This is a genomic window from Mesorhizobium sp. M4A.F.Ca.ET.022.05.2.1 (assembly GCF_003998845.1).
Classification (GTDB): Bacteria; Pseudomonadota; Alphaproteobacteria; order Rhizobiales; family Rhizobiaceae; genus Mesorhizobium.
Genome location: NZ_RZOJ01000150.1, coordinates 1 through 12,591, shown reverse-complemented (window position 1 = coordinate 12,591; position 12,591 = coordinate 1). Strand labels below are relative to the sequence as shown.

Sequence of the window (12,591 nt, the reverse complement as noted above, 5' to 3'; positions counted from 1 at the left end):
CAACACCTACAAGACCGGCGATTTCATCGTCGAGATGATCGGCCAGTGGCACCAGGCCACCAATATCGGCGACAGTCCGGTGAAGCTGCTGGTCATCGACCAGGTCGAGCAAGGCGCCAAGAACACGGTGCTGCGCCAGTAATCGCCCTCACCCCCACGCGCCGACAGGTTGCTCGGTGGCGGCGTTGAGGCGGTTGAAGGCGTTGATCAGGGCGATCTGCACCACCAGTGCGGCCAGTTGCTTTTCATCATAGTGCCGGGCAGCTTCGTCCCAGATCGGATCCGGCACCGGGTCGGCCCGGTCGCTCAGCCGGGTCGTGGCTTCCGCCAGCGCAAGCGCGGCGCGTTCCGGCTCGCTGAAGTAAGGCGTCCGCCGCCAGGCGGAGACGGCAAAGATGCGCTCGTCCTTCTCGCCGGCCTTCTTCAACTCACGCGCGTGCATATCGACGCAGACGCTGCAGCCATTGATCTGGCTGGCGCGCAGGTGGACGAGCTTGCGCGTCACATACGGCACGTCGGCCGCCTCGGTCGACTTGTCCAGGGCCAGCAATGCCTGCAGTGCGCCGGGAATGAGCATTACGGGGTTTTTCAGTCGTGCTTGCACAATGGTCTCCTTCGGGCGTGTTATTACAAGCCCCGGGTGCCGAGCATCCGGAGTTCCTGGCTTCTCCAGGGTTCCTTGTTTCGCCGAGCGGCGGGCTGGGCGACGCCTTTCCCGTCGCACCCGATAAATAACCCGTCGGCTATGAATTAACTCATAACTCCTCAGCTATTGAATTGTCAAGCATACCTTGTCGAATGCAGGCCGCCCGCCGCCTGCTGGACCGATCATTGCCGCTTTCACGGCAGCGGACCCGATGCTAGGGCTGTCGCCGAAAATACGGACGGACCGCATCTTGACCAAGAATTCTCAGCCAACCCTGATCGAGCTCTGTGTCGAAGGCATTGACGGGCTGCTTGCCGCGCAGGCCGCCGGCGCCGACCGGGTCGAACTCTGCGCCAGCCTGGTCGAAGGCGGCATCACGCCGAGCCTCGGCACTGTGCGCGCGGCGCTCGAGCTTGCCACCATTCCGTTCCACGTCATCGTCAGGCCGCGCGGCGGCGATTTCCTCTATAGCGAGGCCGAATACCGTTCGATGCTCGCCGATGTCAGCGCGCTTGCCGACCTCTGCGTCGCCGGCGTCGTCGTCGGCTGCCTGAACGCCGACGGCACCATCGACGAGACCCGCATGGGTGAACTGGTGCGTGCGGCTGGCGCGCTCAACGTCACCTGCCACCGCGCCTTCGACATGACGCGCGACCCGGCCGAGGCACTCGAGGCACTGGTCCGCTGCAAGGTCGGCCGCGTGCTGACCAGCGGCCAGCGCGACTCGGCACTGGAGGGCGCCGAGCTTCTGGCCGCGCTCGTCCGCCAGGCTGGCGAGCGCATCATCATCCTCGGCTGCGGCGGGCTCGATCCCGACAATATCGCCGAGGTGCTCGCCAGGACCGGGCTGAAGGAAATGCATTTCGCGGCACTTGCCGATGTGCCGAGCGCCATGCGCTACCGCAACCCGCGCGTCGGCATGGGCGGCAGCGATCTCGACCGCGAATACCGAACCACGGTGACCGACGGGGCATTGGTGGCGGCGACCATCGCGGCCGTCAGGGCCTGACCCCGGGGAAGATGCGATGACCGAAGGACGCTCGCCGATCGACCGCGTTTCGCCCGAAGATGAGCCCGCCATCCTCGCGCTCAACAACGAGCATGCGGCGGAACTGTCCTGGCTTGAAGCCGAGCGGCTCTCCTTCCTGCTCGGAGAGGCGTTTTATGCGCGCCGCATTGGCGCGCTCGAGGCCTTCATCATGACCTTCGACCAGGACGCCGACTACGACAGCCCGAACTTCCTCTGGTTCCGCGAACGCTACCCGCGCTTCGTCTATGTCGACCGGGTCGTCGTCGCCGCAGCGGCGCGCGGCCTTGGCCATGCCCGCCGGCTCTACGAGGATCTGTTCGAGCATGTCGCGCGCTCCGGCCAAGCGATCGTCACCTGCGAGGTGAATGCCGATCCGCCCAATCCGGCTTCGGACGCCTTTCATGCGGCGCTGGGATTCGCCGAGGTCGGCGACGCGGTCATCCATGGCGGCAAGAAGGCCGTGCGCTACTACCTCCGACAACTCGCCTGAGCGCCGGCGAGCGGCACTGGCGCATGAAACAAGCCGTCGCTAAAGTGATCGTCTCCGCCACTGGAGGCGAACCGTGATGCCAAGCAACGTCTTCCGCTTCGACGAGCGCTGGGACATTCCAGAAGCGACGCCGCAGGAAGTGTGGGATGTGCTGTCCGACGCCGAGTTGCTTCCGCTCTGGTGGGGCGACGTCTACAAGGAGGTCGTGCCGCTCGACAAGAAGGGCAAGGGCGTGGTCGGCTCGCGGGCCAGGGCCCGCGCCCGCGGCGCCCTGCCCTACGAACTGAACTTCATCATCGAGGCGGCCGAGCTCGAACCCGGCCGGCTTGTGGTGGTCAAGACCTTTGGCGATTTCGACGGTCTGTGGCGGGCGGAGCTGTCGCCCTCGGGGAATGGCACCCGGGTCAACCTGATCTGGCAGGTCACGGTGCTGAGGCCGATCCTGAAGTTTCTGGCGCCACTGCTGAGGCAGGCCTTTGCCTGGAACCACCGCTGGACGACGCCGCGTGGCGAAGCCGGCCTGCGCCGCTATCTGTCCGGACGGAAAAATCGCCAGGCAGCCTGATCCAGGCCCAGCGACGGCGGCGAAAAGGGGGCCATAACGGCCCCTTCTCTATTCACGTGATGGCAAGTGTCAGCCGGCGGCGGCAACAGCGCGCTTGGCCATGACCGCGATTAGATTGGCCCGGTACTCCGCCGAAGCGTGGATGTCGCTCATCAGGTTCTTCGCCGGCACCTTCACGCCATCGAGAGCGGCAGCCGCGAAGTTCTTCGCCAGCGCCGCCTCAATCTCCTTCGAGCGGAACACGCCATCGTCGCCGGCGCCGGTAACGGCGGCACGGACCCCGTCCTTGCCCTTGGCCACGAACACGCCGACGATCGCATAGCGCGAGGCCGGGTTGCGGAACTTTTCGTAGGCCGCCTTGGCCGGCGCGGTGAAGCTCACCGCCGTGATGATCTCGCCATCCTTCAGCGCCGTCTCGAACAGGCCCTTGAAGAACTTGTCGGCGGCGATCTCGCGTTTGTGGGTCACGATCGTCGCCCCCAGCGCCAGCAGTGCCGCCGGATAGTCGGCCGCCGGATCGTTGTTGGCGATCGAACCGCCGATGGTGCCTCTGTGGCGCACGGCCGGGTCGCCGATCAGCGAGGCCAAATGGGCGAGCGCCGGGCAGGCCTTCCTCAGCTTCTCGTTATTGGCGACATCATGGTGCGTGGTGGCGGCGCCGATGGTCACCGTCTTGCCCGACACCTTGACGCCCTGAAGGTCGTTCAGCCGCGACACGTCGACGAGGTCGGAGGGCGCGGCGAGCCGCGTTTTCATGGCGGGGATCAGCGTCATGCCGCCCGACAGGAGCTTGGCATCGCCGTTCTTCAGCAGCTTGGCGGCCTCGGCAACCGAGGCGGCGCGGTGATAGTTGACCGAATACATGCTTGCTCCCTCCCTCAGTGCTTGGTCTTCGAACGGATCGCGGTCCACACCGTGGAGGGCGATGCCGGCATGGCGATGTCGGCGATGCCGATGGCGTCGGTGATGGCATTGATCACTGCCGGCGGTGAGCCGATGGCACCGGCCTCGCCGCAGCCCTTGATGCCCAGCGGATTGCTCGGGCAGGGCGTGTTCGAGGTCGAGACCTTGAACGACGGCAGGTCGTCCGCGCGGGGCATCGTATAATCCATATAACTCGCCGTCAGCAATTGACCGCTGGCGTCGTAGTAGGCGCCTTCCAGCAGCGCCTGGCCGACGCCCTGGGCGATGCCGCCATGCACCTGGCCCTCGACGATCATCGGGTTGATGATGTTGCCGAAATCGTCGGCGGCCACGAACTGGACGATCTCGGTCGACCCGGTCTCCGGATCGATCTCGACCTCGCAAATGTAGCAGCCGGCCGGGAAGGTGAAATTGGCCGGATCGTAGAACGCCGTCTCCTTGAGGCCCGGCTCCATGCCTGCCGGCAGATTGTGGGCGGTGTAGGCGGCGAGCGCCATCTGGAACCACGGCACGTTCTTGTCGGTACCGGCGACCTTCAACGCGCCGTTTTCGATGACGATGTCGCTCTCGTCGGCCTCGAGTAGATGCGCGGCGATCTTCTTGGCCTTGGCCTCGACCTTGTCGAGCGCCTTGGAGATCGCCGACATGCCGACTGCGCCCGAGCGCGAGCCGTAGGTGCCCATGCCCATCTGCACCTTGTCGGTGTCGCCATGGACGATCGACACGCTGTCGATCGGCACCCCGAAGCGCTGGTTGACCAGTTGCGCGAAGGTCGTCTCATGGCCCTGGCCATGGCTGTGCGAGCCGGTCAGCACCTCAATCGTGCCGACGGCGTTGACGCGCACCTCGGCTGATTCCCACAGGCCGACGCCGGCGCCGAGCGAGCCGACCGCCGCCGACGGCGCGATGCCGCAGGCCTCGATATAGCAGCTCATGCCGATGCCGCGCAGCTTGCCTTGCTTGGCGGCTGCGGCCTTACGCTTGGCAAAGCCCACATAGTCCGATGCCTTCATCGCCGCGTCGAGCGAGGCTCCATAGTCGCCGGCGTCATAGTTCATGATCACCGGTGTCTGGTGCGGGAAGGATGTGATGAAGTTCGCGCGTCGAAGCTCCGCCGGCGACACGCCGAGCTCGCGCGCGGCGGTCTCCATCGTGCGCTCCAGCAGATAGGTCGCTTCCGGCCGCCCTGCCCCGCGATAGGCATCGACGGGCGCCGTGTTGGTGTAGACGGTGCGAACGTTGGCGTGGATCGCCGGGATGTCGTACTGGCCCGACAACAGCGTGGCATAGAGATAGGTCGGCACGCAGGACGAGAACAGCGACATGTAGGCGCCAAGATTGGCGATCGTGTCGACCTTGAGGCCGGTGATGCGGTTGTTCCTGTCGAAGGCCATCTCCACCGTCGAGACATGGTCGCGGCCATGCGCATCCGAAAGGAAGCTCTCGGTGCGGTCGGCGACCCATTTCACCGGCACGCCGGTCTTCTTCGAGGCCCACAGGCAGACGATCTCTTCCGGGTAGATGTAGATCTTCGAGCCGAAGCCGCCGCCGACATCGGGGGCGATGACGCGCAATTTGTTCTCCGGCGCGATGTTGTAGAAGGCGCTCATCACCAGCCGCGCGACATGCGGGTTCTGCGATGTCGTCCAGCAGGTGTAATGATCCTCGGCCTTGTCGTAGTGGCCAAGCGCTGCCCTGGGCTCCATCGCGTTAGGCACCAGCCGGTTGTTGACGATCTTCATGCGGGTGACGTGCGCCGCGCCCTTGATCGCCGCGTCGACCGCCTTGGCGTCGCCGATCTCCCAGTCGAAGATCAGGTTGTTCTCGGCTTCGGCATGGATCTGCGGCGCGCCTTTCTCCAGCGCCTTGGTCGCGTCGACCACCGCCTTCAGTTCCTTGTAGCTGATCTCGACAGCTTCGGCCGCGTCGCGCGCCTGGCCCTTGGTTTCGGCCACCACGATGACGACCGCATCGCCGACATAGCGGACCTTGTCGACGGCCAGCGGCGACCATGCGCCCATCTTCATCGGCGTGCCGTCCTTGGAATGGATCATCCAGCCGCAGATGAGGTTGCCGATGCCGTCGGCCTTGAGCTCCTTGCCGGTCAGGACGCCGATGACGCCCGGCATGGCTTGCGCCTTCTTGACGTCGATCTTCTTTATCTGCGCATGCGCGTGCGGGCTGCGCACGAACGCGGCATGTTTCATGCCGGGAACCACCATGTCGTCGACATAGCGGCCGGCGCCGGTGATGAACCGCTTGTCTTCCTTGCGCGCCACCCGGGCGCCAACACCTTCGATACCCATTGCGGAAATTCCTCCGGAATTTAGGGGAGTAGGTCAGTAAGGGAGTAAGGCAGTAGGGAAATCGGCAGCGGGTTCGGTACGGCGTACTCACCTACTCCCTTACTGCCCTACTCCCTTACTCCCCTATCAAGCAGCTTGTTTCGCCTTGCCCTTGGCGCCCTTCGACATCGCCTTCGAGGCGGCGAGGATCGCCTTCACGATGTTGTGGTAGCCGGTGCAGCGGCAGATATTGCCTTCGAGCTCGGCGCGCACCGTGGCCTCGTCGAGGCCTTCCGGATGGCGCGCGATCATGTCGGTCGCCGTCATGATCATGCCCGGCGTGCAGAAGCCGCATTGCAGACCGTGATGCTCCTTGAACGCGGCCTGCACCGGGTGCAGGTCGGCGCCGTTGGCGAGCCCCTCGATCGTCACCACGCTCGACCCCGCGGCCTGCGCCGCCAGCATCGAGCAGGACTTCACCGCCCTGCCATCGAGATGCACTATGCAGGCGCCGCATTGCGATGTGTCGCAGCCGACATGCGTCCCGGTGAGGCCGAGAACCTCCCGCAGGAAATGAACCAGAAGCGTGCGGTCCTCGACGGCGCCGCTGACCCGTTTGCCGTTCACCGTCAACGATATGTCCGACATGAAACCTCCCTGGGTATTTTTTGCCTTGGTGTCCTGGCGCCGTTTCCTCCCGGCGCGCCGGCTGTTTGCTTGATGCCGCACAGAAATGCGGGAAAAAGTACGCCGAGCCCCTCCACGGCGCGAGAATGCAGTTCGCCCGAAACGGCGCATATTGTACTTTCGGTCACGCCGGAGGGGGGCGGCCCATTGCCAAAGCCTCCCCTTGAAGACAACAATGCCTTCGACGCCGCGCGCCCGACGCGCACAAAAACACGTCGGAGCAAAACGCAGGAGAAGGCAGCTGGCCAGTTCGCGCACGCGCTATGCATGCGGCCTCTCGGCGCTCACCACGGATGAGCCCGACGCCGGCACCTTTGCCCGTGCGGTCGCGGCGGAATCCGCGGCGATCGACGCCGGCTTCGCGCTGCTGTTCTTCTCCCAAAGCCTGGTCGATGCGGGGGTGCTGTCGGAAGCGCTGACGGAGCATGCGCCGGCGCTTGCCTATGCCGGCTGCTCGACCGCAGGCGAAATCACGCCGCAAGGCCTCGAGGAAGGCCACATCCTTGCCCTGCTCCTGCCTTCCGCCTCGTTCGCGACGGCCAGCATCATGGTCGACAATCTCTCTTCCTCGGGCATGGACAGGATCACCGGCGAGGTGGCGGCGCTCAGGCGCTCGCTGCGCGGCCGCGTCGGGCACGAACGGGCCAAGGATACCTTCGCGCTCTGCTTCATCGACGGGCTGTCCTATGCCGAGGAAGCGGTGACGTCGGCCATCCATTGGGGGCTCGACGGCATTCCGCTGATCGGCGGCTCGGCAGGCGACGATCTCAAATTCGAGACCACTACGCTGATCTCGAACGGCAAGGTCACCTCCGACAGCGCCATCATCATGCTGATCGCCACCGAAATCCCCTTCCACGTCTTCAAGACCGACAATTTCATCCCCACCGACGAGAAGCTGGTGGTGACCGCTTCCGACCCCGATCACCGCATCGTGCGCGAATTCAACGCCGTCAACGCCGCCGAGGAATATGCCGCCTCGGTGGGGATCCTGCCGCATACGCTGACGCCGCTGAGCTTCGCCTCGCATCCGGTGGTGGTGAAGGTGGGCGGCGAATACTACTGCCGCTCGATCCAGAGGATGCATGCCGACGGCTCGCTCTCCTTCTTCTGCGCCATCGACGACGGCGTCGTGCTCTCCATCGCCCAGCCGAAGAACATGGTGGAGGCGACGCACGCGGCGCTCAGCGACGTCCGGGACCGGCTGGGCGGCATCGACATGATCCTCGGCTTCGACTGCGTGCTGCGGCGGCTCGACGCGCGCAACCGCCAGGTGTTCAGGGATATTTCCGAACTCTACCGCGTCAACAACGTCATCGGTTTTGGCACCTATGGCGAACAGTACCGCTCGATGCACCTCAACCAGACCTTCACCGGCATCGCCTTCGGCGATCGCCTGGCGGCCGAATAGCGCGCAGGCCGCCCATGCCGCTCCGGGACATCAACGACCTCGAAAAGCTGAAGAAGATCAACGCCGCCCTCGTCAGCCGCGTCGAGCGCTCGATGGACCAGCAGGGCAATGCCTTCTCGCTGTTCCAGACCGCGATCTCGCTGGAGAACCGGGTGCGCAACCGCACCGAGGAGCTGCACTCGACCCTGCGCCGGCTCGAGCAGACCAACATCGACCTCATCGCCGCCAAGGAAACCGCCGAGCTGGCGAACCTTTCCAAGACCAGGTTCCTGGCCGCCGCCAGCCACGACGTGCTGCAGCCGCTGAACGCCGCCCATCTCTCCGTCTCGGCGCTGGCCGAAGTGCAGACCAGCGAGGAAGGCAAGAAGCTTGTGCGCCAGGTCGAGCGCTCGCTGGAGACCATGGAGGACCTACTGCGCACGCTGCTCGATATCTCCAAGCTCGACGCCGGCGTGGTGCAGCCCGAGATCGGCGATGTCAGCCTGGAGGCGCTGTTTTCCTCGCTGCGTTCGGACTTCCTGCCGGAGGCGGAGAAGAAGGGCTTGTCGCTGAAATTCCGGCCGGTCCATGTCCTGGTGCGCTCCGACCGCACGCTGTTGCGCCGCATCCTGCAGAACATCCTGTCCAATGCGCTGCGCTATACCCGCTCCGGCGGCGTGCTGGTCGGCACCAGGCATCGCGGCGATATCATCCGCATCGACGTCGCCGACACCGGCTGCGGCATCGCCGACGACCAGCGCGAGGCGGTGTTCGAGGAGTTCCATCGTGGTAGCACGGCGCTCACCGACACCGGGCTTTCCGGCGGCGGGCTGGGACTGGGCCTCGCCATCGTACGCCGCATGGCGGCGGCGCTCGGCCATCCCGTGACGTTCTCGTCGAAGCTCGGCCGTGGCACCATCTTCCACATCGACGTTCCGGTCGGCATGGGGGCCGCGGCCGACGCGATCGTCAGCACGGCGGATCTGGAGCGGCCGCGCGGCTACGGCCTGTTCGGCACCAAGGTTTTGCTGGTCGAGAACGATGCCGACGTACTGCAGGCGATGACCTTCCTGCTCGAACGCTGGCAGTGCCAGGTGCGCGCCGCGACCTCGACCGACGATGCGCTCGATCTCCTCGGCGACACCGACTGGGTGCCCGACATCGTCATTGCCGACCAGCATCTCGACGGCGGCGACCTCGGCACCGCGACCATCGCCGAGGTCCGCGACTATCTCGGCCGCCCGGTGCCGGCGCTGATCGTCACCGCCGACGGCTCGGAACCTGTCGCCAAGGCCGCCCGCTCCGCCGGCATCGAGCTGATGCGCAAGCCGCTGAAGCCGGCGCAGCTTCGGGCGCTGCTGGCGCATTTGTTGGCTTAGGGCTGTCCTTGCAGATGCCTCTCAACCAAACCATCGTCTACAGAAACAACACAGATAGGGCGATCCGGATCGTCGTAGAGCCTTGGGCGCGCCAGTACCTGATCGATCCCACAGTAGAAGTGGAATTCCGATTCTTCGCCGAATCCGCTTCTGCCAATCGCATCGAAATCGAGGAAAGCGGAAAATATCTGTCCCTGTGGCCCCCGGATGGAGGAATTGTCCAACTTTTTGTCGATGGCCGCGAGCTTAAGCAAGTAGCTCAGGAGTGATCCAGAAATCGCAATGATAGTACAATTCCATGGCATCACATTCGACCTGGCTGCCGGATGGGAAGACATAACCGACGACGTTCCTGGAGCGTGGCCCCCTACCTTAGCCAAGGCATCGGGTGTCGGCGCTCTTCAATTCTCTATCGCCAAATATCGGAGCGGGGAAAAACCAAACGCGGGTTTCGATGTTCTTAGATCGTTCATGATCGAATTTTGCCACAACAACCTCATAGACACCAATCATATTTCGGAGGAGAAATTCGCAAGCACAATCAGTGTTGGCGTATTGTATCGGAAAGCAGATGAAACGTTGTCTGCTTGGTACTTGTCGAATGGGAACGATTTTGCTTTCGTGACCTATGTCGGCCTTGGCGAAGAAAGCGAGATTATGAATGAAGAACTGGATGAAGTGAGAGCAGTCGTTTCGTCGATATCGTTTTAGGGGCCTGTGGGTCTGTCGGAAATGAATTACGGTGACAGTGCACTTTTTCGTGCTCGCTCGGCGTTATCACCTGCAGGGTGATTGCAAACCTCAAAACCCCGCCTGATCCCGAAACAGCTCTGCATTATCTAGCTTCGACACCTCGATCACCGCTTGCGTGCGGCTGTAGACGTTGAGCTTGCGCAAAATCTCCGAGACATGCGCCTTGACCGTGGTCTCGCCGACCTGCAGCTCATAGGCGATCTGCTTGTTGAGCATGCCCTGGCGCAGCATTTGCAGGACCCTTAGCTGCTGCGGCGTCAGCCGCGCCAGCCGCTGCACCATGTCGGCGCGGTCGATGCTGTCGGCGTCGGGCGCCTGGATCTCATAGGTCTCCGGCACATAGATCGCGCCATCCATCACCGAGCGGATGGCGGCGGCGAGGTCGCTCTTGCGCGCCGATTTCGGGATGAAGCCGGCCGCGCCATAGGACAGCGCCTCGGAAATGATGCGAGGCTCCTCATAACCGGAGACGATCACCACCGGCAAGCGCGGATGGCGAGTCCTCAGCTGCAGCAGCCCGTCGAACCCGTGAACGTCGGGCATGCTGAGGTCGAGCAGCGCCAGGTCGAACGGCTTCGGGCCGGCCAGCAGGTCGAGCGCCTCGGCGATCGAGCGCGCCTCGACCGTATCGACGTCCGGATAGGCCATCTGCACGGCGCTGTGCAGCGCCTCGCGGAACAGCGGATGGTCGTCGATGATCAGAAACCGGGCGCGATCGTTGACTGCGGTCATGATGTGGTCGCTTCACTTGCGCTCAGAATAGGATAATCCGGCAACCATGGCCAGATTATTGGCAAACAATACATCGCCATTCTTGCCGTCGATTGCAGTGCCCAGGCGGCGCCATACCCGGAAACGAAAGTAAACGACATGCCGCCGGATGGCCCACAGCGCTGTTTCTTTTGGCCGCGACGATTTTTGAACGTCGGCGCGGCCTTGTTCCGCTGATATCCAGCGGGCGCCCGCCGGCAGGACCAGTGCCTTGCAATTGCGCATCCCTTGCCCGGTGGCCCAATTCGGCCGAATGTGCCGGCCAGAGATATAGATTGAAAGAAGCGCATGACGGAATTCGTCCTCCCCTTGCCCGCAACACCGTCGGTTGCTGTCGCCGGCTCGCACGAACGCTTCGCGGTGCGCCGCATCTTCTGCGTCGGTCGCAATTACGCCGCGCATGCCCGCGAACTCGGCAATGACGAGCGCGATCCGCCCTTCTTCTTCACCAAGCCGGCCGACGCGGTGGTCGACAGCGGCGCCACCATCCCCTACCCGCCGCTGACCGCGAACCTGCATCACGAGATCGAGCTGGTCGCGGCGATCGGCAATGCGGGCTTCCGCATTCCGCGCGACGAGGCGCTTGCCCATGTCTGGGGCTATGCCGTCGGCATCGACCTCACCCGGCGCGACCTACAGGACCAGGCGAAGAAGGCGGCGCGCCCCTGGGACTGGTCGAAGGCTTTCGACCGTTCCGCCCCATGCGGCCCACTGGTCCCGGCGCAGAAGTCCGGCCATCCCTCGAAAGGCCGAATTTGGCTCGCCGTCGACGGCAAGGTCCGGCAGGATGCCGACCTTGCCGAGCTGATCTGGCCGCTTGCCGACATCGTCTCGATCTGCAGCGAGGCGGTGACGCTCGAGCCGGGAGACCTGATCTTCACCGGCACGCCGGCCGGCGTCGGCGCGGTCGGGCCGGGCGAAACGATGACCGGCGGCGTCGAAGGCATCGGCGCCATCGAAATCAACATCGGTCAACCGACGACGTGAAGCGATGAGCGACCTGATCCTCCATAACTACTACCGCTCCTCCACCTCCTACCGCGTGCGCATCGCGCTGGAGATGAAGGGCCTCAGTTACGATTACGTGCCGCACCATCTGCGCCACGGCGAGCACCTCGAAGCCACCTATCTCGCGGTCAATCCGCAAGGGCTGGTGCCGGCGCTGATCCTTGGCGACGGCCGGCTTTTGACGCAGTCGCTGGCGATCATCGAATATCTCGACGAGACCGTGCCCGAGCCGCCGCTTCTGCCGAAGGACGCGCGCGGCCGGGCGCGCGTCAGAATGCTGGCGCAGATGATCGCCTGCGACATCCATCCGGTGAACAATCTGCGCGTGCTGACCTCGCTGCGCACGCTGTTCGGCGCCGGCGACCAGGATGTCGTCAACTGGTTCCGGCACTGGGTGAACGAAGGGTTTCAGCCGCTTGAGACGATTCTCGCTTCAGCGCCCGAGACCGGCACCTTCTGTCACGGCGACACGCCCGGCCTTGCAGATATCTGCCTCGCCGCCCAGGTCACCAACAATGCCCGCTTCGGCGTCGACATGGCGCCCTACCCGGTGATCTCGCGGATCCACGCCGCCTGCATGGCGCTGCCGGCTTTCCGCAAGGCGGCGCCGGAGAATCAGATAGACGCGGAGTAGCCGCACAATTCTGGGTAGAGCATTGGGAG

15 protein-coding genes and 1 pseudogene are annotated in these 12,591 nt (G+C 64.3%); 10 read left to right on the top strand and 6 right to left on the bottom strand.

The features are described from left to right. Positions 1–142, top strand: a pseudogene (locus EN745_RS37080) (cupin); the annotation flags it as partial. A 6-nt stretch (positions 143–148) separates the two neighbouring features. Here the strand turns inward: EN745_RS37080 and EN745_RS17595 are convergent. Beyond that, positions 149–604, bottom strand: a complete 456-nt coding sequence (locus EN745_RS17595; RefSeq protein WP_126054180.1) for a carboxymuconolactone decarboxylase family protein — start codon at positions 602–604, stop codon at positions 149–151. A 292-nt stretch (positions 605–896) separates the two neighbouring features. Here EN745_RS17595 and EN745_RS17590 point away from each other — a divergent pair, with 292 nt between their 5' ends. The 3 genes from EN745_RS17590 (at position 897) to EN745_RS17580 (ending at position 2,731) form a co-directional block, all read left to right on the top strand. Beyond that, positions 897–1,655: a copper homeostasis protein CutC gene (locus EN745_RS17590; RefSeq protein ID WP_245487757.1), complete on the top strand. Its 759-nt coding sequence runs from the start codon at positions 897–899 to the stop codon at positions 1,653–1,655. A gap of 16 nt (positions 1,656–1,671) precedes the next feature. Next, positions 1,672–2,166: a GNAT family N-acetyltransferase gene (locus EN745_RS17585; protein ID WP_127421867.1), complete on the top strand. Its 495-nt coding sequence runs from the start codon at positions 1,672–1,674 to the stop codon at positions 2,164–2,166. Positions 2,167–2,242: 76 nt separating this feature from the next. Then, positions 2,243–2,731 (top strand): SRPBCC family protein, encoded by a 489-nt coding sequence (locus tag EN745_RS17580; RefSeq protein ID WP_126054177.1) that lies wholly within the window; start codon positions 2,243–2,245, stop codon positions 2,729–2,731. A 69-nt stretch (positions 2,732–2,800) separates the two neighbouring features. On the opposite strand, the gene EN745_RS17575 is transcribed toward EN745_RS17580, so the two are convergent. From EN745_RS17575 to EN745_RS17565, 3 genes are all read right to left on the bottom strand, one after another. Continuing rightward, complete coding sequence (locus EN745_RS17575) at positions 2,801–3,595, bottom strand: xanthine dehydrogenase family protein subunit M (protein WP_127421866.1); 795 nt, start codon at positions 3,593–3,595, stop codon at positions 2,801–2,803. A 14-nt stretch (positions 3,596–3,609) separates the two neighbouring features. Beyond that, entirely contained in the window at positions 3,610–5,961 is a 2,352-nt protein-coding gene (locus tag EN745_RS17570) for a xanthine dehydrogenase family protein molybdopterin-binding subunit (RefSeq protein ID WP_127421865.1), read from the bottom strand. Between the two features lie 126 nt (positions 5,962–6,087). Beyond that, positions 6,088–6,588: a (2Fe-2S)-binding protein gene (locus EN745_RS17565; RefSeq protein WP_126054174.1), complete on the bottom strand. Its 501-nt coding sequence runs from the start codon at positions 6,586–6,588 to the stop codon at positions 6,088–6,090. Positions 6,589–6,802: 214 nt separating this feature from the next. Between EN745_RS17565 and EN745_RS17560 the strand changes: the two genes are divergently transcribed. From EN745_RS17560 to EN745_RS17545, 4 genes are read left to right on the top strand one after another with little or no spacing between them, the layout of a single operon-like run. Continuing rightward, complete coding sequence (locus EN745_RS17560) at positions 6,803–8,038, top strand: FIST signal transduction protein (protein ID WP_127421864.1); 1,236 nt, start codon at positions 6,803–6,805, stop codon at positions 8,036–8,038. Between the two features lie 14 nt (positions 8,039–8,052). Beyond that, positions 8,053–9,396, top strand: coding sequence for a hybrid sensor histidine kinase/response regulator (locus EN745_RS17555; RefSeq protein WP_126054172.1), 1,344 nt, complete (start codon positions 8,053–8,055; stop codon positions 9,394–9,396). Between the two features lie 8 nt (positions 9,397–9,404). Beyond that, entirely contained in the window at positions 9,405–9,665 is a 261-nt protein-coding gene (locus EN745_RS17550; protein WP_126054171.1) for a hypothetical protein, read from the top strand. Positions 9,666–9,678: 13 nt separating this feature from the next. Then, positions 9,679–10,107 (top strand): hypothetical protein, encoded by a 429-nt coding sequence (locus tag EN745_RS17545; RefSeq protein ID WP_127421863.1) that lies wholly within the window; start codon positions 9,679–9,681, stop codon positions 10,105–10,107. 90 nt (positions 10,108–10,197) lie between these two features. On the opposite strand, the gene EN745_RS17540 is transcribed toward EN745_RS17545, so the two are convergent. Beyond that, positions 10,198–10,881, bottom strand: coding sequence for a response regulator transcription factor (locus EN745_RS17540; protein WP_127421862.1), 684 nt, complete (start codon positions 10,879–10,881; stop codon positions 10,198–10,200). A 12-nt stretch (positions 10,882–10,893) separates the two neighbouring features. Next, positions 10,894–11,145, bottom strand: coding sequence for a hypothetical protein (locus EN745_RS17535; RefSeq protein ID WP_127421861.1), 252 nt, complete (start codon positions 11,143–11,145; stop codon positions 10,894–10,896). Between the two features lie 63 nt (positions 11,146–11,208). Between EN745_RS17535 and EN745_RS17530 the strand changes: the two genes are divergently transcribed. Further along, entirely contained in the window at positions 11,209–11,907 is a 699-nt protein-coding gene (locus tag EN745_RS17530) for a fumarylacetoacetate hydrolase family protein (RefSeq protein WP_127421860.1), read from the top strand. Positions 11,908–11,911: 4 nt separating this feature from the next. Continuing rightward, positions 11,912–12,562, top strand: a complete 651-nt coding sequence (gene maiA / locus EN745_RS17525; protein ID WP_126054166.1) for a maleylacetoacetate isomerase — start codon at positions 11,912–11,914, stop codon at positions 12,560–12,562. Positions 12,563–12,591: the final 29 nt, after the last annotated feature.

Excerpts from the sequence above, each read along its gene's own strand:
- EN745_RS17585 (WP_127421867.1), top strand. The coding sequence starts at position 1,672 with ATGACCGAAGGACGCTCGCCGATCGACCGCGTTTCGCCCGAAGATGAG.
- EN745_RS17580 (WP_126054177.1), top strand. The coding sequence starts at position 2,243 with ATGCCAAGCAACGTCTTCCGCTTCGACGAGCGCTGGGACATTCCAGAA.
- EN745_RS17575 (WP_127421866.1), bottom strand. The coding sequence starts at position 3,595 with ATGTATTCGGTCAACTATCACCGCGCCGCCTCGGTTGCCGAGGCCGCC.
- EN745_RS17570 (WP_127421865.1), bottom strand. The coding sequence starts at position 5,961 with ATGGGTATCGAAGGTGTTGGCGCCCGGGTGGCGCGCAAGGAAGACAAG.
- EN745_RS17565 (WP_126054174.1), bottom strand. The coding sequence starts at position 6,588 with ATGTCGGACATATCGTTGACGGTGAACGGCAAACGGGTCAGCGGCGCC.
- EN745_RS17560 (WP_127421864.1), top strand. The coding sequence starts at position 6,803 with ATGCCTTCGACGCCGCGCGCCCGACGCGCACAAAAACACGTCGGAGCA.
- EN745_RS17555 (WP_126054172.1), top strand. The coding sequence starts at position 8,053 with ATGCCGCTCCGGGACATCAACGACCTCGAAAAGCTGAAGAAGATCAAC.
- EN745_RS17545 (WP_127421863.1), top strand. The coding sequence starts at position 9,679 with ATGATAGTACAATTCCATGGCATCACATTCGACCTGGCTGCCGGATGG.
- EN745_RS17540 (WP_127421862.1), bottom strand. The coding sequence starts at position 10,881 with ATGACCGCAGTCAACGATCGCGCCCGGTTTCTGATCATCGACGACCAT.
- EN745_RS17535 (WP_127421861.1), bottom strand. The coding sequence starts at position 11,145 with ATGCGCAATTGCAAGGCACTGGTCCTGCCGGCGGGCGCCCGCTGGATA.
- EN745_RS17530 (WP_127421860.1), top strand. The coding sequence starts at position 11,209 with ATGACGGAATTCGTCCTCCCCTTGCCCGCAACACCGTCGGTTGCTGTC.
- maiA (WP_126054166.1), top strand. The coding sequence starts at position 11,912 with ATGAGCGACCTGATCCTCCATAACTACTACCGCTCCTCCACCTCCTAC.